Below are 22758 nucleotides of genomic sequence, written 5' to 3' on the forward strand. Positions count from 1 at the left end.
TGGATCGACGCTGCACTGTGGCCGGGCACCACGAGGCGTGGTGCCGCACACCGAGGAGGCGGCGGCCCGCAATGCAGATTCGTTCCACGACCGATGACGACCTCGACGTCTTCGTCGACACGCTCCACGCCGCGTTCGGGCGTTTCCCGGAAACCCCGGTCGAGGGCGGCGGACTCTGGTGGTCGGCGCTCGAAGCCGATCGCTGCCTGCTCGCCCTGACGGCGGACGGGCGGCCCGTCGGCACCGCCGGCGCGCACTCCTTCGAGCTCACCCTCCCCGGTGGGGCCCTCGTTCCGGCCGCCGGGGTGACCGCCGTGGGCGTCCTGCCCTCGCACCGGCGCCAAGGCGTGCTCAGCGCGATGATGCGGCATCAGATCGCCGAGCTGCGCGAGCGCGGGGAGTTCCTCTCCGTGCTGTTGGCCTCCGAGGCCCTGATCTACCGCAGGTTCGGCTACGGACCGGCGACCTACACGGCGCGCCTGACGGTGCCGCGCCACGAGGCCGCCCTCGCCGTCCCCCGGGCGCGCGCGATGGCCGGCGCGCCGGGGACCGGCTCGGACGCCGGGCCGGACACCGGCTCGGTGGAGGTGCTGCGGAGCGCCGACTGCGGCGCGGTCCTGGAGGAGGTCTACGACCGGTACCGCCGCGCACAGCCCGGCGCCCTGTCCCGGCCGCACCGCTGGTGGGCCCTGCGGGCGGGGCAGCCCCCGGTCGCCCCGGCGCCGCGCTACGTCGCGGTGCACCGTGACGCCGACGGCGTACCGGACGGGTACGCCAGCTACTCGGTCGGCGAGGCCGCCACCCTGACGGTCGACGAGACCATCGCCACCGAAGACGCCGTCACCACGGCCCTGGCGCGATTCCTGCTCGGCCACGACCTGGTCACTCAGGTCGTGTTCAAGCACTTCCCGCCCCAGCACCCGCTCCGCTGGCAGCTCGCCGACTTCCGGGCCGGCCAGGTGGGCAACGACACGGACTGGCTCTGGGTGAGACTGCTGGACGTACCACGTGCGCTGACCGCGCGCGGCTGGTTCACGGACGGCGAGCTCGTCCTCGACGTCGACGACCCGTTCCTCGGCGAGCGCAACCGTTACCTGCTGACCGTCCGGGACGGCGAGGCCGAGTGCGTTCCGACGGGCCGGGAGCCCGACCTGTCCCTGGACATGAGCGATCTGGGCTCGGTCTACCTCGGCGGCACCGCCCCGAGCACGCTCGTGCGCGCCGGACACGTCCGGGCCCACCACCCGGGCGCGGCCGTCCTCGCCGACGCCCTCTTCCGCGCCGAGCGAACCCCGCACTGCCTGCACTGGTTCTGACCGCGCATCCGCCGCCGGGCCCCGTCAGGAGCCCGACGGCCGGTGCTCCTGTCCGGGGAAGACCGTCCGGGGAGCCGGTGACGACCGGTGACGACCGGCGCGGCCGTCGGCCGGCACCGGCGGTCCCGGTCACCGGGAAGAACGGGCGCGGAGACGGTCAGCCGTTGGCCGCGGCCAGGAGCACGTCCACGAGCCGGTCCGCGGCGTCCGGCCTGCCGTACGCACGCGCCCGCTCCGCCATCGCCGCACGCCGACCGGGGTCGGTCAGCAGCGGCCCCAGAGCGTCCCCGAGGGCCTGCGTCGTGACCTCGCCCAGCAGGGCGACCGCCGCGCCCGCGTCTGCCAGGTGCTGGGCATTGTGCGCCTGCTCGTTCCCCGCGGAAGTGGCCAGCGGAACGAACACGGCCGGCTTGCCCAGCGCGGTCAGCTCCGCCAGCGTGCCGGCCCCGCTCCGCGAGAGCACCACATCGGCCAGCGCCAGCACGTCGGGCAGCTCCGGCCCGACGAAGCCGGTCAGGTGGTAGCGCCCGGCCAGGACCGGGTCCAGGGCGGCCGCGGCGCTGCGGAGTTCGTCCACGTTCGCCGGGCCGCACTGGTGGATCACGTTCGCGTAGGTCAGCAGCCAGGGCAGCAGGTCCCGAACGACGCCGTTGATCTGCTGGGCACCCTGCGCGCCACCGGTGACGTAGACCGTCGGCAGCCGCCGGTCGAACCCGTACAGCGCCAGCGCCTCGACCGCCTTGTCCGGGTGACCGGACAGCACCTCCGGCCGCACCGGGTTTCCGGTGACGACCGCGCGGTCCCGCACATCGGCGGGCAGCAGGGCCAGCGACGACTCCGAGGACACCGCGATCCGGGTCGCGGAACTGGCGAGCTTCCGGTTGGCCAGGCCCAGCCGGACCGTCTGCTCGTGCAGGACCAGGGGACGCCGGTTGAGCCGCGCGGCGAGACCAGCCGGAACGGCGACGTAACCGCCGGTCGCCAGGACGACGTCGGGCTGGAACTCGGACACGATCGCACGGGCCTGCGCCACACCGAGCGGAACCCGGGCCATGTCCTTCACGTTCGCGGCGGACAGCATCTTCAGCGGGTTCGACGAGCGACGGATCTTCCCCGTGGCCACCGTCTTGAAGGCGATGCCCTCCGCCGGAGCGACGCGCGCCTCAAGACCGTCCTGGGTGCCGATCCACAGGACGTCCAGGGTGCCGCCCGCAGCCGCGAGCCGACCTTGCAGGGTCCGTACCGCAGTCAGGGCCGGATAGGTATGACCGCCGGTGCCGCCGCCCGTCACGAGCAGCCGGAAAGAACGCGGGAGCGAAGGAGTATCCACCTGGTCACCCTACTGTTCGACGGCCGGCGACCACGACCGGGGGGGCGGCCGTCGCCGCGGCGCGGCCGCCGGAACGCGCGCCGCCGGCCGGAAGGAGCCGTGCCGGGCATGGCGTACCGACCCGACCCGGCGCACACCCGACCCCGGCCGGTCACGCCGCGTCGGCGTCGGCCCGGTTGCGACTGGTCGCGACGGCCCGGCCAGGCCCGAGGGCGCCTCGCGAGGATGTGGCTGCGGGCGTAATTCCCTCTCCCCGGGCGCCGGTCCGTCCGTAGGATCACGGCATGCCGAAAGACGAACCCGTGACCCGAGCCTCGTTTTCCGACCGCCTCCAGCCGATCGTCGTCCCCAGACCGCTGTCGCTCCTGCCGGGCCGGGTCTGGTCGGACGAGGAATGGGAGTGCATCCGGCTGGGCTACAGCGCCCGGGACATGGACGAGAAGTGGAACGTCTTCGCCGAGGGGAACGTCGTCCATCTGCACCGGAGCTGGACGGGCCACGGGGTCGTCGAAGCGACCTTCACCCCTCTCGACAGCGGCGGCCGGCAGGTCACCGAGGCGGTGGTGGAGCGTGACGGGGACCGCTACAGCGGCACGGATGACGCGTACGACTGCCTGATGCTGGAACTCGTGCTCAGCGCCATCGTGCTCGGTGAGCCGGCACAGGAGCTCCGCGCGCGACTGGTGGAGCGGGTCCGCGGGGCGTCGGGCCGCGAGGACGTTCCCGCCGGGATCGTGCTGCACAGCGCTCTGGGCCTCCGCTCGGGTTCGTAGCCCGGCAGCCGCCCGAGGAGCGGGCCACGCCAGGGCCGCTCCCCCCCGCTCGGGGCGCGCTCGACGTCGGGGATCAGACCCAGGTGTAGTTCGCGTCCGTGACGGCGTCCAGGGCGGGGTTGGCGACCGGTGCGCGGGGGTGGTCCAGGGCGGCGAGCGCGGGCCCGATGGGCGGGAAGACCGGCAGCAGGGCGGCGTCGCGGTAGGGGACCCACTCGATGACGCCGATCTCATGGCCGCCGTCGGGGAGTTCGTCCAGCTCGTGCGTGGCGAGGCGGGCACGGACCTCGGGGGTGATGTGGAGGCGGTAGATCAAGTGGATCTTGCGAGGGGACGGGGTGGGCCCCGGGCGGGTGACGCGCTGGTCGACGACCCACATGAGGTCACCGCCGTCCGCCTGGTCCACGTCGAGTCCGAGCTCTTCGCCGAGTTCCCGGCGCAGGGCCCGCTGGAAGTCTTCGCCGTCCTCGACGTTGCCGCCGGGAGGGGTGTAGTGGACGGAGCCGGCGCGCTCCCGCCGGATGAGCGCGATGTCTTCGCCGCAGAAGACGACGGCTCCGGCGCGGACCTTGATCCGGGAGAAGGCTGTCGCAGGGGTGTTGTCGGTGCTGGTCATGGCCGCCAGTATCGCGGCCTGCCGCGGTGCGGGGGAGGCCCCGGCGGCCCGGCCGGGGCCTCGCGCCACCACGCGGCGCCCGGGGGCGGGACGACGGCCGGGCGGAGTCCTCAGTCGTCGTGCGCCGGCAGTCCCGCGAGGCCGGTCTCCCGCATGATGAGGCCGACCGTACCGTCGAGGGTGCTGTCGGCTCCGATGACGGTTTCGACGCCGCCGGGCAGCAGGTCGCGCTCGCGGTACCAGTCGCGCAGCTCGCGTTCGGTGACCTGGGCGCGGTACGCGGGGTCGGCTTTCGTCGCGTGGCGGAGCAGCGTTTCGGCGATCGGGATGTCGAGGTAGTAGCAGCAGGAGACGCCGCGGTGGTCGGCGAGCAGCCGCGTGAGCATGGTGCCGTAGCGGTCGGCGGAGAGGATGCCCTCGACGAGGACGTGGTACCCGGCGTCGAGCGCGTAGCGGGCCACGGAGTCGATCAGGCCGATGTTCGCGGCGCCGGGCCGGTCCCGTTCGCGCAGTACGGTCCGGCGGAGGTTGTCCTGCCCGACGAGGGCCAGGCCCCGGCCGAACCGGTCGCGGATCCCGGCCGCCACCGACGACTTGCCCGATGCCGAGTTCCCCCGTACGACGACGAGTCTGGTCCCTGCGCTTCCCACGGCCATCCGGAACACGCTACCGATACCCGGGCGGCCGGGATACGGGACGCGGACTGGCCGCGGGCCGTGGGCCGCCGACCGCTCCGGCCCGTTCCCGTGGGGCGACCGCACGGCCGGTAAACGTGATGCCTTGACAGCCCAAGTGATTAGGCGCCATATTACTTGCATGACGAGGGACGGGATCGACGGCGAGGCGCCCACGCTGGACCAGGCCAGGCGGCAGGTCGAGCGCTACGGGCTGGAGGTCGATCCGCAGGCGGTGCTGGTCGCGGTGCGGCTGATCTCGGCGGGTGCGAGGGTCGGCCGGGCGGCCGAGCTGCACTTTGCCAGGTTCGGCCTGTCGACGGGGCGCTACCGACTGCTCGCCGACCTGGAAGACCACGGCGGGGAGAAGACCCCCTCGCGCCTTGCGGCCGACCTCGATGTCTCCCGGGCCACGGTCACCGGCCTGCTGGACGGCCTTGAGCGCGAGGGCCTGATCGCCCGTCGGCCCTCCACGGAGGACGGGCGGGGCACGGTGGCCGTCTTGACCGCCCGCGGGGCGCAGCGCCTGCGCGACATGGCGTCCGAGCATTTCGGGCGGCTTGAGGCGATGGTGGACGGGCTCTCCGGCGAGGAGCGTGCGGTGTTCCTGGAACTGCTGGCCCGCGTCGTGCGCGGCAGCGCCGCCCTGTTCGCGGACTGACCCGACTTCCCTCAGGGTTTCGGCCCCGCCCGTTTGGCGGGGCCTCTTTTACGGGCTAATAGTTAGCCCCCTAATTACATCGGCGAGCCAAGGCGACACCCCGAAGGCCCCGCCGCAACCCTTCGCTTCCCTCACACGAACGAGAAAGAGGCCGGCATGCCCGCAACGAAAGACAGCACCCGCGGAAACCGGGCAGCCTCCCGGCCGGCCCGGCCGTTCACCCTGTGGCGAGAGGTCCTGACCGCCTACGCCGCCCCCGCGCTCACGGCCGGTACCGCCGGAGTCGTCACCGGGCAGCAGGCCTTGGCCGTGGCGGCCTTGACCTCCATCGCCGGCACCTCCGCCGTCGTGGCCTTCCTGGTCGGCGCCTGGCTGCGGCACGGAGGGCAGCCCCGACGGTGGACCACCACCATGCCTCGCGTCGTCCTGACCGTGGCGCTCGTCATCGCCGCCGTCGGCGCGGCGGCCCCGCTGGGATGGTTCGCCGCCCAATGGCTACCCGCCCACACCCCGGTTCCCGCCGTCCCCTGGCTGGAGCGCCTGCGCATCGACCTGCCCGCCTCCGCGGCCCTCGCCACCACCATCGTCACCCTGCGCTGGCGCGGCACCACCGCTGCCACCCCGGCATAGCCCACCCGACCGGCACCACGGCCCAGCCGCCGTACGAGTCCAAGCCCCGCCGAACCCACCCCGACCAACCGCACCCCGGCGGCATCCGTCGCCGGGAAGTCATCCAGAAATGAGCACACGATGATCGTCGTCATGGGAGCGACCGGAGCCACCGGGAACGCCCTGCTCCACCGCCTCGTCGCGCTCGGCGCACCCGTCCGCGCACTGACCCGCACCCCGCACAGGCCGATCCCCGGCATGACCGCTGCCCACCAACCGCCCGTCGAGGTCCAGTACGCCGACGCCACCGACCCCCGTTCCCTGCGCACCGCCTTCGAGGGCGCCGACCGGCTCTTCCTCGCCATGGCCAACGGCCCCGCACAGGTGGAACTCGAAACCCGTGTCATCGACGTCGCCGCCCAGGCCGGCATCGGACACATCGTCAAGATCTCCGCACCCGCCGCCGAACCCGACTCCCCGGTCGCCGTCTCCCGAGGACACCACGCCGTCGAGGAACACCTGCGCGGCAGCGGTCTCGCCCACACCATCCTGCGCCCCTACGCGTTCATGCAGAACCTCCTGCGCCTGGCCCCCACCGTGGCCCGGGGCGTCATCCTCGGCACGACGGGCGGCGCGCCCTGCAACCACATCGACTGCCGTGACATCGGCGACGTCGCCGCAGCCGCCCTCACCAGGCCGGACATCGCAGGCGGCACCTACGTCCTGACCGGACCCGAGGCCGTCACCTACTCCGAACTCGCCGCAAGACTGACCGTCCTGACCGGCAACCACATCCACTACGTCAACCTCACCCCGGACGAAATGCGAGAAGACCTCATCCGCCACGCCCACATGCCCACCTGGCTGGCCGACCACGTGACGGAGATCCAGCAACTCGCCGTGACCCGTCCCGAGACCCCGACCGGCACGGTCGCCGACATCCTCGGCCGCCCGCCCCGCACCCTCGACGCGTTCCTGCGGGAACACCGCGCCCATTTCGGGCAACGCCCGTGAGCCCGCCACGCGGTCCGGCCGCCACCCGGTCGCCCGGCCGCCGACCGACGTACCGGGGCCGGGCCAAGATGCCGGCATAGCCGGGCCGACCCGTCGGCCGCGGTGCGAGGCTAGGCCGCCTGATCGGCGCCCGCCGGGGCTTCGGCGCCCGCCGGGGCTTCGGCACGCCCGGCCGCGCGGACCAGTTCCTGCCGCGCGCCGCCGCGCGCCATGAGGTGCAGCTTGTAGCCGCCGGGCGTGCGCGCCTCGTCGGCGAGGTGCTTGACGACGCCCTTGCACACGAGCTCCTTGAGCTTCGAGCCCACCCAGCCGTCGATCTTGAACCACACCGCGGTGTCGAACCGGTCGGCGAACTGGAAGATGCCGGCGCCCCGCCCCAGACTGATGCACTGGGCGCCGAACACCTGGTTCAGTGGCGCGGGCGACTCACCGGCGATCCGGCTCAGGAGCGTGTCGGCGGCCCGCGCGCCCAGCGGCATCGCGGCCTGGCAGCTCATCCGCAGCGGCAGGCCCGATGGCGCGGCCGAGTCGCCGGCCGCGACGATGCGTACGTCGTCCACGCTGGTCAGCGTCTCGTCCGTGAGCAGGCGGCCCGCGGTATCCGTGCTCAGCCCGCTGCGCGCGGCCAGGTCCGGGACACCGAACCCGACGGCCCAGACGGTCACTTCGCTCGGCAGCTCGCGGCCATCGGCGAGCCGCACGGCATCGCGGGTCACGCCCGTCACCTCCGAGCCGGGGCCGTCGACCACGGTCACTCCGAGCCCGGCCAGTCGCCCGGCCACCGAACGCCGGCCCCGGGCGTGCAGGTAGGGGTTCAGCACGCCGCCGCACACCAGCGTCACGCGCCGGCCCCGCTCCGCCAGCTCGGCCGCGGTCTCGATGCCGGTGGGTCCGCCCCCGACCACCGTCACCGCGGCCGTCACGGCTGCGGCGTCGATCACCGACCGCAGTTCCCGCGCCTCCTCCAGGGTGGCGATCGTGTGCGCGAACTCGGCCACTCCGGGAACGCGCGGGTCGGCGCTGCCGCTGCCCACCGCGTACACCAGGTAGTCGTAGCCGACCGAGCCGCCCGACGTCAGCGTCACGCTCCGTCCCGCCGCGTCGATGCGCGCCACCGAGTCGACCATCAGCCGGACGCCCCCGGCCAGGACGTCCCGGTACTCGACGACGGCGTCGTCCGTCCCGGCCACCAGCTGGTGGAGCCGGATCCGGTGGACGAACGTCGTACGCGGGTTGATCAGCGTCACCCCCACACCGTTCCTCCGGGTCAGGCGGTTGGCCGCCATGACGCCGGCGTACCCGCCGCCGATCACGAGGACTTCGGTGGTGCCGTTCATGATCTCTCCTTGGTTCCGGGCGCGCTCGGATTCGGCGCAGCCCGCGTGGTGGCGCGGAAGGTGGGACGGATGTGCCCGGCCTGCGGCGATGCCGGCCGGCCGGCTCAGGGCTTCCAGACCGCGCGTACGGTGTCCACGTACGAGGCGGCCTGGACGCGGCCCGCCCGGGCGGCGGCCCCCCGGCGGCTCTGGTCGAGCATGTTGCGGCCGAACGCCGCGCGCGAGGCGCGGTCGGGGGTGAGGACGGCCACCGAGGCCCCGCCCGCGGCGAGTTCCGCGCCCTGTTCGATCGCGCTCGGGTGCGGACCGACGGCCTTCGGGATCGGGGCGATGGCGACGACCCGCCGATGGCCGAGGGCAAGCTGGACGTTGGCCGTCGAGCGGCTGCCGCCGTCCATCCAGCGGCGGCCGGCCACCGATACCGGCGGCCAGACCACGGGTACCGCGCAGCTCGCCGCCACCGCCTCGGGGAGGGTGACGCCCGAGGCCGCGTCGAAGACCTCCAGGGCTCCGGACCGGGCGTCGACGGCAGCCAGGCGCAGGTCGCGGGCGGGCCATTCCCGTACGCCCTCCAGGAGCGTGGCGACCGCACCGTGGACGGCCGACTCGGGGGCGGTACGGGCGGCCAGCGCGGTCCGGCCGAGGCGCTGGACGGAGCGCTCCGGGTCACGTGATCCCAGCGCGGCCCACAGGAAGCGGGCGGTCTGGCCCAGGGTGACGGTGACGTCGAGCGCGGGGGCCCCGGCGAGGTTCTCCTGGTACATCTCCTCGGCCGTCACGCCCGAGGCGAGCCGGGCTCCGATCACGGAGCCCGCCGAGGTGCCGATGGTCACGTCGGCACCGGAGAGATCCAGGCCCGCTTCGGCCAAGCCCGCCAGCACCCCGACGGTCCAGGAGAGCCCGACCGCTCCGCCGCCGCCCAGTACCAAAGCCGTGTCCGTCATCGTCCGCGTCCCTCCCGCAAACCTAAACGGGGAGTGTTCCCCGATTCGAGGCCGACGATAGCATGCGAAGCGGGGAACACTCCCCGGTTGATTCGTCGGTGAAGGGGAGAGCGGCGATGACCCTGCCCGTACGGCGCGACCCCCGACGCAACCGCGAACGCCCCGTCGAGGCCGCCCGCGAGGCCTTCGCCCACCACGGCCTGGACGCCGCCCGGTGTGAGCGCCGGCATCCGCGGTCCGCCATGGACCGCCCCGCGGGATCGGTCGCCCGGACCGGGTCCTGCCGGAACTCCGCCGTGCGCCGTTCCGTGCACTCGCTCCCCACCCGGCGCTGCATTTGCCGTCAACCCGCTCGCCTACGGAGTGGACCTGCTCCGGTGCAGCATCACCCTCCGGGTACCCGGCCAGGCAGCCGTGGCGGGCCTCGAACGGTTCGGCCGGCAGCCTCCGCTCCTCCTCGAAGCGGCGGCCCTCCTGACGACCGGCGCCATGGCCCTGCTCTGGGCCGCCCACCGCTTCAACCGCCCCGAATGACCCCGGGCCGCACCGCGGCCCCGACCGGTCAGGGTGTGGGCGAGGCTTCGGTGACGGACATCCGGTCCCGGACGGTCATCCGGTGCGAACCGGCGAACGTGCGACGGGGCAACCCGCACAACCCGTTCAGGGCTTGTTGAGGTAGGTGAGGACCGCGCGGACGCGGCGGTTGGTGTCGTCGTCGTCCGTGACGCCGAGTTTGCCGAACAGGGAGGTCGTGTACTTGCTGATGGCGCCCTCACTGAGGAAGAGGCGGCGCGCGATGGCGTGGTTGGACAGACCCTCGGCCATCAGGCCCAGCACGGAGTACTCGCGTTCGGTGAGCCGCCCCAGTCCCCGGTCGGGGGCACTGCCGGACAGCAGCTTCGCGATCACGGCCGGGTCCATGGCGGTGCCGCCCTCCGCCACGCGCTCCAGGGAGCCGATGAACTGGTCGGCGTCGAACACGCTCTCCTTGAGGAGGTAGCCGACGCCGCCGGAGCCGTCGGCCAGCAGTTCGCGGGCGTACAACTGCTCGACGTGCTGGGAGAGGATCAGGACCGGCAGACCGGGGACCTCGGCGCGGGCGGTGAGGGCCGCGCGCAGGCCCTCGTCCGACTGGGTCGGAGGCATGCGGACGTCGATGACGGACACGTCCGGGCGGTGCGTCCGCAGTGCTTCGAGCGTCTCGGGCCCGGTGGCGGCCGTGGCCACCACCTCGTGCCCGAACGCCTCGATCAGGCGGACCAATCCATCGCGCAGGAGGTACAGGTCTTCGGCTACGACTATTCGCATGGTACGGCCATCCTCACACGCGTCGGCCCGCCCTGGGGACTGGTGATCGCGAGCGTGCCGTCGAAGACGGCCAGGCGGCGGCGCAGGCCGGCGAGCCCGCCACCGGGCCGGGCGTCGGCCCCGCCCCGGCCGTCGTCCTCGACCTCCACGACGATGCCCGTGTCGTCCCGTACGAGGGAGACGTGGGCCCGGGCCGCTCCGGCGTGCTTGACCGCGTTGGTGAGGAGTTCCGCGACGCCGAAGTAGACGGCGGACTCGATCGGCGGGTCCAGGCGCAGCGGGCCGCCGGCGCGGACGGCCACGTCCAGGGGGACGTCCAGCGCGAGCGCGCGGACGGCGTCGACGAGCCCCCGTTCGCTCAGGACGGGCGGGCTGATGCCCCGGATCAGTTCGCGGAGTTCCGTCAGCGAGGCGGCGGCGCCGGCCCGCGCCTCCCGCATCAGCGCCTTGGCCTGCTCGGGGTCCCGGTCCATGAGCGCTTCGGCGGTGGCCAGGCAGAGCCCGAGGGCGACGAGGCGGGCCTGAGCGCCGTCGTGGAGGTCCCGTTCGATGCGGCGGATCTCGGCGGCCTGCGCGACGGTGGCGTCGGCGCGCTGGGAGGTCAGCTCGTCCACCCGCTCCGCCAGCACCATCGCGGGGGAGGGCCGCAGGAAACGGACGGCCACCCGGCCGAGGCACCGCCAGGCGTACGGGCCGCAGCCGACGGCCAGGACCAGGGCGCCCGCCCCGACGAGACGCGCGGCGGTTCCGGGCCCGGCGAACCCGAGGACGGCGACGGCCAGCGAGACCGGCGGGAGGGTGGCCACCACCCCCGCGGTGAGCGGGGCGACGACGGCGAACCGGAGGTCACGCCAGGTGGCGGGGTCGCTCCACCACAGCCGCATCCGCTGGTCCATGACGGCGTCCCGGCGGCTTCGTTCGTAGCTGAAGCCGTTCCACCAGTAGCCGGTGGACAGCTGCATCACCGGCCCGGCCTCCAGGTACCCGGCGGCGATGTCGGTGCCGGTCCACCGCGCCACGAGGAACCGGACCGCCCGGCAGACCGTCCGCGCCAGGGCGAGCGTGCCCGCGCACACGATCACGGCGGGCCCGATCCACGACCACGGGTGCTCCGCCCCGCACCACACCCCCAACCCCACGGCGGCGGCCCACACCACCGGCACCAGCATGCAGACGGCGGCGGCGACACACGTCCGCCCGAACCCCACCCCGGCCCCCACCACCCATGAACCCACACGTCCCATGACTCCCCCTCACTCTCGTTCGACACCCCCACTGTGCACCGCCCGGAGCCCGCGACGGCCCGGCCCGGCAGGGGAGTGGGGCTGGCCCCACCCCCCTGTGGGGCCAGACCGATACCGCGCGGTACGGCTGCTCCGTAGCGTCGTGGCCATGGAAAACAACGCGAACACCACGACCACCGACCCGGCCCTCCTCAACACCCCCGCCACCCGGGCCGCCTTCGGCACGATCGGAGTCAGCGTCAAGATCTACGGCGCGCTCACCGCCGCCGCCCTCCTCGCGGTCGTCGCGGTGGCGAGCACGGGCCACATGGTGAACCCGTTCATGTGGATCCGCGCGATCCTGCTCCCCCTCATCGCGGTGCTGCTCCACCGCCTGGCCCTCTCCGCCTCCCGGGGCTCCCGACGCGCCTCCGAGCGCCTGCGCGGCATATCGGCCGTCTTCCCGGTCGCGATCGTCGGCGTCGACCTGATCCCGGGCGTCTGCCCGTGGTGGTACGCGGCGGTGCAGACGCTCTGCGTACTCCCGGTCGTCCGCATCGCCTTCACGACGCGCGGCGCGGCCCTGCGAGCGGCGTTCCCGAAGACACGTTGAGCCGCGAGAAAAAGGTGACGTGATCTGTCACCTTTGGCAGGCACGGTGGTGACATGCACAAGGACACCGACACCCAGCACTTCGACCACAAGACCCCCCTGGCCGACCGGATCGCGCTCGTCGCCGGCGCCACCCGCGGCGCCGGACGCGCCCTCGCCGTCGAACTCGGCCGCGCCGGCGCCACGGTCTACGTCACCGGCCGCACCACCCGCGAGCACGTCAGCGAGGTCGGCCGGACCACGGAGACCATCGAGGAGACCGCCGAGCTCGTCACGGCGGCCGGCGGCACCGGCATCGCCGTGCCCACTGATCACCTGGACGAGGATCGGGTACGGGCGCTCGTCGACCGGATCGACCGCGACCGGGGGAGGCTCGACATCCTCGTCAACGACCTGTGGGGCGGCGAGCACCTGACAGCCGGTTCCGTCTTCGGCAAGAAGAGCTGGGAGACGCCGCTCGCCGACGGACTGCGCCTCCTGGACCTCGGTGTGCGCTCGCACGTGATCACCGCGGCACTCGCCCTCCCGCTGCTGATCCGCTCGAACGCGCCGCTGCACGTGGAGGTCACCGACGGCACGGCACGCTCCAACCGCCGCTACCGCGAGAACCTCTACTACGACCTCGCGAAGAACGCCCCGATCCGGATCGCCTTCGGACTGGGCGAGGAGCTGGCGGAGTACGGGGGCATGGCGGTGGCCGTCACACCGGGCTTCCTGCGCTCGGAGCAGATGCTCACCCACTTCGGCGTGACGGAGGAGAACTGGCGCGACGCCGTCGCGCGGGAACCGCACTTCGCCATCGCCGAGTCGCCGTACTACCTGGCCCGCGCTCTCGCCGCTCTCGCCGCCGACCCCGACCGGGCGGCCCGCTGGAACGGGAAGTCCGCCTCCAGCGCGGACCTCGCCAAGGCCTACGGCGTACGGGACGTGGACGGCAGCCGGCCCGACGCCTGGGCCTACTTCGAGGACGTCGTGTACGGCGGCAAGGACGGGTCGCCGGACGACTACCGCTGATCCTCCGGCTCCGCGCCGTACAGGGCGGCCAGGGCCTGCGCGTGCTCCCGGAAGCGTGCGCGCAGGCCCGGCGGGGCCAGCACCTCCACCTCCGCGCCGAGGCACGTCAGCTGGGCGAAGGCGACGTCGTCCGACTCCACCGGCAGGTCGAGCGTGACGCGCCCGGCGGGGTCCGGCGCCGACGCCGACGCCAGCGCCTCGCCCGCACCCGCCGGATCCACCACGGCGGGCAGCCGGCGCAGACCCCGCTCCGTCAGACGCACGGTGACGGTCGCGCGCAGCAGCGCCCGGGCGAACCCGTCGGCGTGGTCCCGCCAGTGCGCGGCCAGGTCGAACGACGGTTCGCGGACGAAGGGTTCATCGGCGCCGGGGGCCGGGGACAGCGCGGTGACACGGTCGACGCGGTAGGTGCGCCAGGCGCCGCCCCGGCCCGGCCGCTCACCCGGGACACGGCCCACGACGTACCACACCCCCGCCTTCAGGACGAGCCCGTACGGCTCCAGCAGCCGGATCACGCTCCGGGGCGCCGCGCCGTCCCGGCCGGGCCGCGCGTACGCCAGCTCGACTGCTCGATCGGACCACACGGCGCGCGCCAGCTCCGGCAGCAACTCCGGTACCGACGGCTCGCGGAACCAGTCCGGGGCGTCGAGGTGGAAGCGGCGCACCGACGCCTCGGCCGCCGCCCGCAGCGACGGGAGCAGGGTGGCCGACAGCTTCAGCCGGGCCGTTTCCGCCGGCCCCGACAGCCCGAGATCGCGCAGGACCGTGGGCAGACCGGAGAGGTAGAGCGTCTCCGCCTCGGTGGGATGCAGCGTGGTCAGCCGGGTCCGGTGGCCCGGCGCCAGGCGGTAGCCGCCCGTGCGACCACGCTCCGCCAGGACGGGAACGCCCGCCTCCTGCAGGGCCTGGGCATCGCGGATCACCGTACGCTCGGATACGCCCAGCTCCCGGGCGAGGGACGCAGCGGTCAGACCGGGGCTCGACTGGATGAGAAGGGCCATGCGGATCAGGCGGGCAGCACGCATGCCCACATGATCGCGGACCCGGCGCCGGTGACCGAGCGCGCTCAAAAGGGTGCCGATGCGGAGCGGGATGACGTGAGGCGGGGCGGACGTACGCGTCAGGTCGCAAGAATCGGGCCTCACCCGGTGGTGTGAATGTCTTCGCGTAGGCCCGTGGGGCCCTTGAAACCGCGGTCCGAGGGGTGGTTCGTCCGGCCTACACTCCACGCACATGTCGCTATGGCTGCTCAACCACTTCAGCACCGTCACGCTGGCCGTCGTCGCCGTCGGTGGGACCGTCCTCCTCGCCGTCGCCGGCAGCGTGCTGCTGCGCCGCAGGCACCCGTCGCTGGCCCACGGAGAGCACAACGACATGGTCGGAGTGACGCTGGGGATGTTCGGCGCCATCTACGGGATCATCCTCGCGTTCGTGATCGTCACCCTGTGGACGCAACTGGAGGACACCCAGACCATCGTCGCCTCCGAGGCCACCAACGCGGCGCTCATCACCCGTGACGCCGCCGCGTTCCCGCAACCGGTGCGCGCCCGTCTCGATTCGGCCATGAGCGGCTACGTCCACGCCGTCGTCGAGGACCAATGGCCCCGGATGCGCGCGGGGAACCCCAGCTACGGGGCCACGGAGGCCCATCTGCAGGACGCCTTCCGGGCGCTCCAGACGTACGACCCGCAAGGCCAGGCACAGCAGGTCTTCTACGAGCAAGCCGTCGGTCATCTCAACGACATCGCCTCCCAACGCCGCGCCCGGCTCACCATGGCACGCCGGGAACTGCCCCCGCTGCTCCAGACTTTGGCCTTCGGCGGCGCACTGGTCCTGATCCCGCTCACGTTCCTCTACGGTCTGCGCAAGCTGAGGGTCCAGGTTCTGTTCGTCGCCTCGGTCGCCGGACTCGTCGGCTTCAGCCTGCTGCTGGTCTTCGTCCTGGACCGCCCCTTCTCCGGGGACCTCAGCGTCAGCCCCGCCCCGTACCGGGAAGGAGCCCTGGCCCAGTACTGGACCCCGTGAACCGGCAACAAGGGCCCACCCGGACCCGGAAGAACACAGCCCGCCCCTGCCCGTGACGGCGCAGCGGCCTTCGCGGCACCGGCGTGGCTGGCTTGACCCCTTGGGCCGGGAGCCGCAAAGTCGAGACGGGCGCCAAGCGGGCTCCGGCACCCCCGCCCGCCCGGCGCCCGCGGGCGGCCCTGACCTCCGGGAGCGGCTGTGCCGATGGTCGTCGACCTGGTCGTGATCGGTACGGCCATCACCCTGGGACCGCTGCACAACAGCGGTTTCATCCTGCTGCTCGCGTCGCGCCGGGGTGTCCGCAAGGGCCTCGCCTTCCTGCTGTCCTGGCTGGCCAACCTGGTCGTCGTGGTCGCCTGTGTCGTGCTCCTGACCGGCGGAACGCCGCCCGTCCACCACAGCACGCCGTCCACCGCCGCCGTCGCCGCCAAGCTGGCCATCGGCGTCGGCCTGGTGCTGTTCGGCGGCTACCGGCTCCGGCGGCCGCCCCGCCCGCCCCGGCCACCGAGCTGGACGGCCCGCGTGGACAACGCCTCGCTCGGCACCGCGGCCGCACTCGCCTGGCTGCTCCAGCCGTGGGCGCTGGTCGGCGCCGGCGCGGCCACGGTCGTCGAGGCCGACCTTTCCTCCCTCTCCGACTGGCTCGCCCTGACCGGCTACTGCCTGCTGGCCACCCTCAGCCTCCTGGTCATGGAGCTGTACACCGTTTGGGCGCCGGACGCCGCCCAGGCCCGGCTGAACGCTCTGCGGACCTGGCTCGAGCATCACCAGGACCAGCTGATCGTCACCCTCTCCCTGCTGGCCGGAGTCTGGCTGACCGCCAGCAGCATCTACGCACTCGTCGCCTGACCACACACCCGTCGCCTTGCGACAGGTGTGAAAGAACCGACGGTTGCCCGCCGCGGGCTCCTGAACCAGGCCGCGCCCGGCGGGCCTGCGAGCAGGGCAGGTCCCTGGCCGTCGCCGCCCACGACGGCCGCGTCCTCGTCGTGGACGCCGCCACGGGCGCGGTCACCGAACTCGACCGCAGCGCGCACGGGAGGGTCTCCGGCCTGGCCTCCTCCCCGGACGGGAAGTGGCTCGCCTGACCCCGCCCCGGCCCCGAGGGCCTGCGGCAGATCCGGCTGGCCCCGGTCGGGGGCGGCCCCGTCGTGGAGGCGACCGACGGAAGGTTCCGTGACGAGTCGCCCGCCTTCACCCCCGACGGCGCCCACCTGGCGTCCGTGTCGGACCGGGTGTTCGACCCCGAGTACGAGACGCACGTCCTGGACCCGGCATTCCTCGCCGCCAAGCGCCCCCACCTGCCGATCCTCGGCGCAGACACCCCCTCCCCCTGCTGGAGCCCCTCCCGCTCCCCGTACCGGAGGCCGCCGCCCCGCCCCGACCGTGGTCGATCCCGCGGGTCTGGGGGACCGGATCGTCGCCTTCCCGGTGCGGGCCGCCGAGTACACGACGTCTCAACGTGAGGTTGGAACAGGCTCACGTGTCCGCCCTTGAAATCACCCTCCTGCCCGGCCCCAGATCAGGCGAACCATGGCGCTGGCGTGCTGACCTTAAAGCGTCACGGCCGACGAGCACCGGGAGACAGAGTGACGGGGATCGATGGCAGCGACCGCCAGGACATCCGACTGGCTGTGGTCATGAACGGCGGAGTGAGCCTGGCCGTCTGGATCGGCGGCGTATCCGTGGAGCTCCACCATCTCGCGATGGCCCGCAGGTGGGGACAGCCCGTCTACGACCCACTGCTCGATCTGCTGAACGCCGACGCCCGCGTGGACGTCATCGCCGGAACCTCAGCCGGCGGACTCAACGGAGCCTTCCTCGCCCTCGGCCTGGCCTGGGAACGGGACATCGCCTCCGTCGGTGACCTGTGGCGCGACAAGGGCGCCTTGGGCGAACTGCTCCGCAACCCCCTTCACCGGAATCCGCCCTCGCTGCTCAAAGGCAGCTACTTCCTCGACGAACTCCGCAAGGCCCTCCAGCACGTGAAGGATTCCAGCCCCCCGAAGTCCGCCGGCGGTGGCACGGCCGGCGAGCGACCGGTAGAACTCATCCTCACAGGTACCTTGTGGCGGGGCCGCCAGACCAGCTTCTGCGACGACATGGGCGTCCGCACGACCGAGGTCGACCACGACGCCAGGTTCACATTCGCCACAGAGGGCATCGGCGGCCCGGGCGCCACCAGCCTTCGCGACGAATCGGTGGTCGACCAGCTGGCCGTCGCGGCGCGCTGCTCCTCCTCTTTTCCCGCGGCCTTCGAACCGCACTGGGTGACTGTTCCGCAGTCCAGCAGTGGGGGAGACGGCCCCTGGCCATCGACAGCCGGACTGGCCAACTTCCGCACCTCGCAGTATGTCGTTGACGGCGGCGTGCTGCTGAACAAACCCATCCGCCCGGCATTGGAGGCGATCTACCGTCAGACCGGACAACTCCAGGTCCGCCGGCTCCTCACCTATGTCGTCCCCGACCCCGGGGAAGCGCCCCCGCTCCCGCATATACCAGATACTGCGGCCTCCGCCGGCAGCAATGAGCCGGTTCCCGAGGCCCCCGAGGTCTTGCTCGGCGTTCTCACCCGGCTGCGTTCGACGGACTCGGTGTCCCGTGAACTGGCCGAGATCCGCAGCCGCAACGAGGAGGTCCGGCTGCGCCGCCGGGCGCGCGGTCGCTTCGCCTCCGCCATGACCAAAGTGGCCGAGCCCTTGTCCGAGGCAGCCTGGCAGGGCTACTTGGAAGTACGCGTGCAGCACGCCGCCGAAACCATCGGCCGCTGGCTGACCACAGGGCAGCAAGCCGATGCGGCCAGCCGATGGAGTGAACGTGAGATCGTCGCCTGTCTGCGCACGCTGCTTTGGGACAGACGTGAACAAGATGACTCGTTCATCCCCGGAGGAGCGTCGGCTGCCGATGCCGCCGCCCGCACCGGCGCCGAATGGGACTGGGGCCAGACCACCGTCCGCAGGCTGTTCGACATGACCGCCGACGTCCTCAAGCGGGCCATCTGGCTAGCCCCGATGAACTCGGCACAGCGCCGCGACATCCTGGAACAACGCCAACAGGCGAGCAAGGTGTTCGAAGAGATCCAGGCGAACTGGGAGGAGCTGGGGCAGCAGTGGTCCGGAGCTGGTGCCACCGTCCCGGCCCGGGGGGACGACGGGCTGGGCAGGGCGACGGCCGGCAGCATGCAGCAACTGAAGGAATGGCTGATCGGGGAACTCGATACGTGGAGCAACCCGCCGGAGGCTGCCGAGAAGCCCCGGGACTTCGCCACACGGCGGCGGGAGCGCTCAGAGCAGGCCGAGAGGCTCGCGAAGTGCCTTGCCGACTGCTCGAAAGCCTTGCAACACATTGCCACGAACGGGAACACCGTTGTCGACCCGGACGGCACTGAGAAGGTACGGCTCCAGGCCCTGACCGGCTATCTGCTGGACCCGCCCGACTGTTCCCGCATCCGTTCCCGCATGCTCCTCCTGGACGTCGTCCAACTCGCGTATACGGGAGCCCACCACGAAGTGGAGCAGGAGGTCGAACTCGTCCAGTTCTCTTCCAACAGCCCCGACCTGCTGACAGGAAAACAGCTGCACCACTTCGGCGCCTTCTACCGCGCGTCCTGGCGGGTCAACGACTGGATCCACGGCCGGATGGACGGCGCCGCCCACCTGGTGCGGACGCTGATGTCAGTCGAGCGGCTGCGACAGGTGTCAGCCATCAATCACGGTGACGTCAAGGAGAAGGCCGCCGAACTTCTCGTTGCCAAGATCCGCAAGTGCGCCGTGGACGCCACCGAGCCTGTCGACCGCACATGGCTGGAAGGCCGTTGGGACGAGGAGTACGCCGACGCCTGCAGCACCTTCGCCAGCCGGATGTTCGTCGCGGGTCCGGAATCCGCCGACACCGGCACCGGCACCGGCACCGGCACCGGCAATATGGAGAGTGACCCTCTTGGCCTCTGCGTTGAGGCTGTCACCCGCGCCCTCCAGACCCACATCCTCCGGCAGGATCTGCACCGGCTCGCCGACGCCGTACGCGCAGAGGGTGACGGCCGACCGATGGGCAGCACGGCATGGCTCGCCGAGTACGACACCGAGACCACCACCGCCCGCACCGCTCAGCAGCCGATGGGGCCAGCCGAGCTGTGGAAACTGTGGAACAGTGCGCGGACGATCGGAAGCCAGCGGATCACGCAAGAGGTGGGCGGAGACCTGCTCGCCAACACCGCGGCCCAAACAGCCGCTGTCACGGCAAACTCCGTCGGCCCCCTGTCCCAGGTGAAGGCCGTCGGCGTGGTACTCGGCGCGCTCCGCGGCTACACCCTCGCCGTCTGGGCGATGATCCACTTCCTCACCCGCCCCGGCAGCTTCGGCAACCGCGTAGTACAGCTCGCCCTTGCCACCGGAGGTGTCCTGCTCGCCGTGTCGCTCTTCGTGCCGGCCATGCCGGTGGCCTTCACTCTTGTGGGAGTGCTCGTGCTGCTCGCGGGCTGGTCCGCCGCCGCGCTGCTGACCCCGGACGCACGCCAGGTCGGCTGGCGGCTCGCGATCGCGGCCGGCCTCGCTGGCATTGCGGTAGCCGGTTATGCGTGGTGGGACCTGAGCAGGCGTGAGGAGATGTCGCAGGCCCTGTGGAGCCTGGCCATCAAGCTGGGAGTGGGGCTGCTCGTCGTACTGCTGGGCTGGTGGGTCGCCGGCGCACGGGAGTCTTCGGGCGCTTCTCGGCCCGCTCTACGGTCGCGGCTCTCTCGAAGACGGTAACGATCCGGCCGAGCCGGGGTCGCCGACCTCGATCAGCTCGCCCGAGCCGCGAAGCGGAGCCTCAAGCAGGTCCAGTACCGCCCGGCGCATGCTGCGTGCAACCAGGGCACGGTGTGCACCGCCACTCTCCCTCCTGCCGGTCCAGTGCGGCTGCACCCCGTGGAGCGCGAGGCACGCGCGGGCGGCGGCGATGTTTTCGGTGAAGCCGTGCTCGGCGGTGTCCCACACGATTCCCAGCGCTTTTGGTTCCGCCGCCCGGTGGTTCTGACTACTTCTGGCGTCCGTGCTGCCTCTGCGTGTGCCTCCTGAGCTGGGCGGAGAGCTTGTCGATGAGCGTGTCGATGGCCGCGTGCATGTCGGAGGCCCTTGCGGTGATGGTGGTGAGGTCCTGGCCGTCCACCTGGAGGGTGCCCGAGGCGGTCTGCTCCGAGCCGTTGATCTTCAGGTCCACATGAGCGCTGGTGCTTTCGGTACCCTGCGTGTTGAGCTGGGCCAGCTTCTCGCCGACGATACCGCGCAGTGCGTCGGTGATCTCGACGTTGTCGCCGCTGAGTGTGTAGAGCATCTTTTGCCTCTCGGTTCTGACAGGTCCTCGCTGGTCAGGCTAGGTGCTTCAGCGGGCACGAACGAAGCCATGGCAGAGCTATATCCCCCTTTGGGCTGATTGTTGTACGCCGGATTCTCCCGGGGCCGGGGCCGGGGCCGGGGCCGGGACGGGTCGACGGCAGGGGCGCGAGCGTCGTCACCTCGTCGGAGGGCTGCCCGGGGCCGCCCCGAGCCGTCGTGCTCGGTCTGTGGCGCCGGTGTCCAACCGGATCAGCGGCCTGTCGGCGTGCCCGTAGCCCCTGCCCCTTGAGGCGCGCCTTCTGTGCCGGGGCTCGGGAAGCCACCGTTACGTGCACCGGCTGAGGTGGCGGTCGGCCGGCCCGGGTCCCCGCGACCTCGTTGCCTGGCGAAGGCCGGCCGTGTCGGTCAGCTCCGGGGGCCGGGTGTGCCGGCGGCGGTCTGTGCGTCTTCGGTGGCGGCCCAGGCGGACAGCAGGCGCAGTCCGGTCGTGGCCGGGGATGCCGGGTTCGGCGCTGTAGGCGGTAAGGGTGAGGCCGGGCTGGGCGGGCAGGGCCATGGCATCGAAGTCGAGGAGGATGTCGCCGATTTCGAGGTGGTGGAAGGGTTTGCTGCCGGTGTGGTGCAGGCGCACGTTGTGTTCGGGCCGTGCGTTGCGGAACTCGCCGCTGCGGGTGACCAGTTCACCGATGAGTGCGGTGAGTTCGCTGTCGTGGGGGGCGCGGCCGGCTTCGGTGCGCAGCAGGGCGACGGCGGTGTTGAGCGATGCCGTCCGGTCGGGGAAGAGGTCCGGGCCTGCGGGGTCCACGAACTGGAAGCGGGCGATGCTGACCGGGAGCGGGGAGCCGGGGGTGAAGAGCGGTGCGTAGAGGGCGCGGCCGAGGCGGTTGACGGCCAGGATGTCCAGGCGTCCGTTGCGGACGAAGGCCGGGCTATCGGTCATGGAGTCCAGGATGCGCTGGATGCAGGAGGGGAGTCCTGTCAGTACCTGTAACGACGGTGCCTTCCACGTGGGCTTCACCGGCGGTTTCTCGGTATCGGCGGTAGTCGGCCGGACCCTGGAAACAGGCCGGGGCCGGCCACTGCGGCTGCGGGGCGGGACCCGCTCGCACAGAGTGAGACCTACCGCATACGTGTCCGCATCGCAGCAAGGGGTCATCGCATGGCGAAGCAGTCCGCACCCCCGAGCCGGCCAAGATCGCGCCGAAGCCCGTCGAGGTCTCGAACGATGTGCTCTTCGGCGAGGTGTGGGAGCGCCCCGGGCTGTCCCCCCGAGACCGGAGCCTGGTGACGGTGAGCGAGCTGGCCGCCCTGTACCGCAGCGAGCAGCTCCCGTACTCCCTGGGCCAGGCGCTGGGGCACGGGCTGGGCGTTGAGGAGCTGTCCGAGGCGATCACGCACCTGGCGTTCTACGCCGGATGGCCCAACGCCATGACCGCGATCACGCTGCTGAAGAAGATCGCCGACGAGCATCCGCCTGACCGGCCCCTTTGCCCGGGCCCGCCGCTCCCTCCTCCTCCTCCAGATCAAGGAAAGCCGCCATGGAACACATCACCTCCACCCCCACCACCAAGGCCCCGGCCGAGCGCTTCACCGGCGATGTCTACCTCAACCCGATCGAGGCACCCTCCGACCCGGCCCGCTTGGCCGCCGCGCTGGTCCGCTTCACCCCGGGCGCCCGCACCAACTGGCACTCCCACACCAAGGGCCAGACGCTCTACCTCACCGACGGCGTCGGCCTGGTCGGCACCCGCGATGGCGATGTCGTGCTCGCCGGCGCCGGTCAGACGGTCAAGTGCCCGGCCGGTGAGGAGCACTGGCACGGCGCCACCGACACCACCCTCATGGCCCACATCGCCATCCTCGTCGGCGATGAGAACGGCGACGGCACCGCCTGGCTGGAGCCGGTCACCGACGAGCAGTACGCAGCGGCCCTGAAGTCCGCCGGCCGCTGACCACCCCGCAGATGCGGCCGCCCTGTGTCTGGGGG

General features: G+C 72.3%; 22 protein-coding genes and 1 pseudogene. 13 read left to right on the forward strand and 10 right to left on the reverse strand.

The genetic code is table 11. The annotated features are described in order from the left end of the window. Positions 1-71: 71 nt before the first annotated feature. Positions 72-1316: a GNAT family N-acetyltransferase gene (locus AB4039_RS11435; protein ID WP_442270632.1), complete on the forward strand. Its 1245-nt coding sequence runs from the start codon at positions 72-74 to the stop codon at positions 1314-1316. A 157-nt stretch (positions 1317-1473) separates the two neighbouring features. Here AB4039_RS11435 and AB4039_RS11440 read toward each other — a convergent pair whose 3' ends face one another. After that, positions 1474-2646, reverse strand: coding sequence for a UDP-N-acetylglucosamine--N-acetylmuramyl-(pentapeptide) pyrophosphoryl-undecaprenol N-acetylglucosamine transferase (locus tag AB4039_RS11440; protein ID WP_266846779.1), 1173 nt, complete (start codon positions 2644-2646; stop codon positions 1474-1476). A 284-nt stretch (positions 2647-2930) separates the two neighbouring features. On the opposite strand from AB4039_RS11440, the gene AB4039_RS11445 reads away from it, so the two are divergent. Then, positions 2931-3419 carry a hypothetical protein gene (locus tag AB4039_RS11445; protein ID WP_442270633.1) on the forward strand — a complete coding sequence of 163 codons (489 nt, stop codon included), beginning with the start codon at positions 2931-2933 and terminating at the stop codon, positions 3417-3419. Between the two features lie 73 nt (positions 3420-3492). Here AB4039_RS11445 and AB4039_RS11450 read toward each other — a convergent pair whose 3' ends face one another. Together AB4039_RS11450 and AB4039_RS11455 are read right to left on the reverse strand one after the other, a co-directional pair. Continuing rightward, positions 3493-4035 carry an NUDIX hydrolase gene (locus AB4039_RS11450; protein WP_442270634.1) on the reverse strand — a complete coding sequence of 181 codons (543 nt, stop codon included), beginning with the start codon at positions 4033-4035 and terminating at the stop codon, positions 3493-3495. 110 nt (positions 4036-4145) lie between these two features. Then, positions 4146-4691, reverse strand: coding sequence for an AAA family ATPase (locus tag AB4039_RS11455; protein WP_442270635.1), 546 nt, complete (start codon positions 4689-4691; stop codon positions 4146-4148). A 160-nt stretch (positions 4692-4851) separates the two neighbouring features. On the opposite strand from AB4039_RS11455, the gene AB4039_RS11460 reads away from it, so the two are divergent. The 3 genes from AB4039_RS11460 (at position 4852) to AB4039_RS11470 (ending at position 6993) form a co-directional block, all read left to right on the forward strand. Next, the gene (locus AB4039_RS11460) at positions 4852-5370 is read left to right on the forward strand and encodes a MarR family winged helix-turn-helix transcriptional regulator (protein WP_442270636.1); all 519 of its coding nucleotides are present in this window, start codon (positions 4852-4854) and stop codon (positions 5368-5370) included. A 156-nt stretch (positions 5371-5526) separates the two neighbouring features. Further along, the gene (locus tag AB4039_RS11465; protein ID WP_266847081.1) at positions 5527-6000 is read left to right on the forward strand and encodes a hypothetical protein; all 474 of its coding nucleotides are present in this window, start codon (positions 5527-5529) and stop codon (positions 5998-6000) included. A 120-nt stretch (positions 6001-6120) separates the two neighbouring features. Continuing rightward, the gene (locus tag AB4039_RS11470; RefSeq protein ID WP_266847079.1) at positions 6121-6993 is read left to right on the forward strand and encodes an NmrA family NAD(P)-binding protein; all 873 of its coding nucleotides are present in this window, start codon (positions 6121-6123) and stop codon (positions 6991-6993) included. Positions 6994-7103: 110 nt separating this feature from the next. Here the strand turns inward: AB4039_RS11470 and AB4039_RS11475 are convergent, their stop codons facing one another. Both AB4039_RS11475 and AB4039_RS11480 read right to left on the reverse strand, forming a co-directional pair. Then, complete coding sequence (locus AB4039_RS11475; protein WP_442270637.1) at positions 7104-8330, reverse strand: NAD(P)/FAD-dependent oxidoreductase; 1227 nt, start codon at positions 8328-8330, stop codon at positions 7104-7106. 104 nt (positions 8331-8434) lie between these two features. Beyond that, a complete protein-coding gene (locus tag AB4039_RS11480; protein ID WP_442270638.1) occupies positions 8435-9274 on the reverse strand; it encodes a patatin-like phospholipase family protein in 840 nt (279 codons plus the stop codon). A gap of 363 nt (positions 9275-9637) precedes the next feature. Here AB4039_RS11480 and AB4039_RS11485 point away from each other — a divergent pair, with 363 nt between their 5' ends. Then, positions 9638-9808 carry a hypothetical protein gene (locus tag AB4039_RS11485; protein ID WP_442270639.1) on the forward strand — a complete coding sequence of 57 codons (171 nt, stop codon included), beginning with the start codon at positions 9638-9640 and terminating at the stop codon, positions 9806-9808. Between the two features lie 126 nt (positions 9809-9934). Here AB4039_RS11485 and AB4039_RS11490 read toward each other — a convergent pair whose 3' ends face one another. Then, the gene (locus AB4039_RS11490) at positions 9935-10582 is read right to left on the reverse strand and encodes a response regulator transcription factor (RefSeq protein WP_266847074.1); all 648 of its coding nucleotides are present in this window, start codon (positions 10580-10582) and stop codon (positions 9935-9937) included. After that, positions 10573-11826 carry a sensor histidine kinase gene (locus tag AB4039_RS11495; RefSeq protein WP_266847073.1) on the reverse strand — a complete coding sequence of 418 codons (1254 nt, stop codon included), beginning with the start codon at positions 11824-11826 and terminating at the stop codon, positions 10573-10575. The genes AB4039_RS11490 and AB4039_RS11495 overlap by 10 nt, the downstream gene beginning before the upstream one ends. Before the next feature lie 148 nt (positions 11827-11974). Here AB4039_RS11495 and AB4039_RS11500 point away from each other — a divergent pair, with 148 nt between their 5' ends. Together AB4039_RS11500 and AB4039_RS11505 are read left to right on the forward strand one after the other, a co-directional pair. Next, positions 11975-12418 (forward strand): hypothetical protein, encoded by a 444-nt coding sequence (locus AB4039_RS11500; RefSeq protein ID WP_442270640.1) that lies wholly within the window; start codon positions 11975-11977, stop codon positions 12416-12418. Positions 12419-12471: 53 nt separating this feature from the next. After that, the gene (locus AB4039_RS11505) at positions 12472-13431 is read left to right on the forward strand and encodes an SDR family oxidoreductase (protein WP_266847069.1); all 960 of its coding nucleotides are present in this window, start codon (positions 12472-12474) and stop codon (positions 13429-13431) included. Here the strand turns inward: AB4039_RS11505 and AB4039_RS11510 are convergent. Continuing rightward, on the reverse strand, positions 13422-14456 hold the full coding sequence (locus tag AB4039_RS11510) for a helix-turn-helix transcriptional regulator (protein WP_442270641.1): 1035 nt from the start codon (positions 14454-14456) through the stop codon (positions 13422-13424). The genes AB4039_RS11505 and AB4039_RS11510 overlap by 10 nt on opposite strands. A 208-nt stretch (positions 14457-14664) precedes the next feature. Between AB4039_RS11510 and AB4039_RS11515 the strand changes: the two genes are divergently transcribed. The 3 genes from AB4039_RS11515 to AB4039_RS11525 all read left to right on the forward strand — a co-directional run bounded on the left by AB4039_RS11515 (position 14665) and on the right by AB4039_RS11525 (position 20204). After that, positions 14665-15456 (forward strand): bestrophin-like domain, encoded by a 792-nt coding sequence (locus AB4039_RS11515; RefSeq protein ID WP_442270642.1) that lies wholly within the window; start codon positions 14665-14667, stop codon positions 15454-15456. A gap of 204 nt (positions 15457-15660) precedes the next feature. Further along, a complete protein-coding gene (locus tag AB4039_RS11520) occupies positions 15661-16305 on the forward strand; it encodes a GAP family protein (RefSeq protein ID WP_266847086.1) in 645 nt (214 codons plus the stop codon). A gap of 740 nt (positions 16306-17045) precedes the next feature. After that, positions 17046-20204, forward strand: coding sequence for a patatin-like protein (locus AB4039_RS11525; RefSeq protein ID WP_442270643.1), 3159 nt, complete (start codon positions 17046-17048; stop codon positions 20202-20204). Positions 20205-20472: 268 nt separating this feature from the next. Here the strand turns inward: AB4039_RS11525 and hpf are convergent, their stop codons facing one another. Together hpf and AB4039_RS11535 are read right to left on the reverse strand one after the other, a co-directional pair. After that, a complete protein-coding gene (hpf, locus tag AB4039_RS11530; RefSeq protein ID WP_266847063.1) occupies positions 20473-20769 on the reverse strand; it encodes a ribosome hibernation-promoting factor, HPF/YfiA family in 297 nt (98 codons plus the stop codon). A 327-nt stretch (positions 20770-21096) separates the two neighbouring features. Further along, positions 21097-21711 (reverse strand): MmyB family transcriptional regulator, encoded by a 615-nt coding sequence (locus tag AB4039_RS11535; RefSeq protein WP_442270644.1) that lies wholly within the window; start codon positions 21709-21711, stop codon positions 21097-21099. Between the two features lie 219 nt (positions 21712-21930). Between AB4039_RS11535 and AB4039_RS11540 the strand changes: the two are divergent. After that, positions 21931-22238, forward strand: a pseudogene (locus tag AB4039_RS11540) (carboxymuconolactone decarboxylase family protein); the annotation flags it as partial. Positions 22239-22309: 71 nt separating this feature from the next. Next, on the forward strand, positions 22310-22723 hold the full coding sequence (locus AB4039_RS11545) for a (R)-mandelonitrile lyase (RefSeq protein ID WP_442270645.1): 414 nt from the start codon (positions 22310-22312) through the stop codon (positions 22721-22723). Positions 22724-22758: the final 35 nt, after the last annotated feature.

The sequence above is a fragment of the Streptomyces sp. M-16 genome, assembly GCF_052114405.1.
Classification (GTDB): Bacteria; Actinomycetota; Actinomycetes; order Streptomycetales; family Streptomycetaceae; genus Streptomyces.

Coding starts and splice junctions, on each gene's coding strand:
- AB4039_RS11435 (WP_442270632.1), top strand. CDS start 72: ATGCAGATTCGTTCCACGACCGATGACGACCTCGACGTCTTCGTCGAC.
- AB4039_RS11445 (WP_442270633.1), top strand. CDS start 2,931: ATGCCGAAAGACGAACCCGTGACCCGAGCCTCGTTTTCCGACCGCCTC.
- AB4039_RS11450 (WP_442270634.1), bottom strand. CDS start 4,035: ATGACCAGCACCGACAACACCCCTGCGACAGCCTTCTCCCGGATCAAG.
- AB4039_RS11455 (WP_442270635.1), bottom strand. CDS start 4,691: ATGGCCGTGGGAAGCGCAGGGACCAGACTCGTCGTCGTACGGGGGAAC.
- AB4039_RS11460 (WP_442270636.1), top strand. CDS start 4,852: ATGACGAGGGACGGGATCGACGGCGAGGCGCCCACGCTGGACCAGGCC.
- AB4039_RS11465 (WP_266847081.1), top strand. CDS start 5,527: ATGCCCGCAACGAAAGACAGCACCCGCGGAAACCGGGCAGCCTCCCGG.
- AB4039_RS11470 (WP_266847079.1), top strand. CDS start 6,121: ATGATCGTCGTCATGGGAGCGACCGGAGCCACCGGGAACGCCCTGCTC.
- AB4039_RS11475 (WP_442270637.1), bottom strand. CDS start 8,330: ATGAACGGCACCACCGAAGTCCTCGTGATCGGCGGCGGGTACGCCGGC.
- AB4039_RS11480 (WP_442270638.1), bottom strand. CDS start 9,274: ATGACGGACACGGCTTTGGTACTGGGCGGCGGCGGAGCGGTCGGGCTC.
- AB4039_RS11490 (WP_266847074.1), bottom strand. CDS start 10,582: ATGCGAATAGTCGTAGCCGAAGACCTGTACCTCCTGCGCGATGGATTG.
- AB4039_RS11495 (WP_266847073.1), bottom strand. CDS start 11,826: ATGGGACGTGTGGGTTCATGGGTGGTGGGGGCCGGGGTGGGGTTCGGG.
- AB4039_RS11500 (WP_442270640.1), top strand. CDS start 11,975: ATGGAAAACAACGCGAACACCACGACCACCGACCCGGCCCTCCTCAAC.
- AB4039_RS11505 (WP_266847069.1), top strand. CDS start 12,472: ATGCACAAGGACACCGACACCCAGCACTTCGACCACAAGACCCCCCTG.
- AB4039_RS11510 (WP_442270641.1), bottom strand. CDS start 14,456: ATGCGTGCTGCCCGCCTGATCCGCATGGCCCTTCTCATCCAGTCGAGC.
- AB4039_RS11515 (WP_442270642.1), top strand. CDS start 14,665: ATGTCGCTATGGCTGCTCAACCACTTCAGCACCGTCACGCTGGCCGTC.
- AB4039_RS11520 (WP_266847086.1), top strand. CDS start 15,661: ATGGTCGTCGACCTGGTCGTGATCGGTACGGCCATCACCCTGGGACCG.
- hpf (WP_266847063.1), bottom strand. CDS start 20,769: ATGCTCTACACACTCAGCGGCGACAACGTCGAGATCACCGACGCACTG.
- AB4039_RS11535 (WP_442270644.1), bottom strand. CDS start 21,711: ATGACCGATAGCCCGGCCTTCGTCCGCAACGGACGCCTGGACATCCTG.
- AB4039_RS11545 (WP_442270645.1), top strand. CDS start 22,310: ATGGAACACATCACCTCCACCCCCACCACCAAGGCCCCGGCCGAGCGC.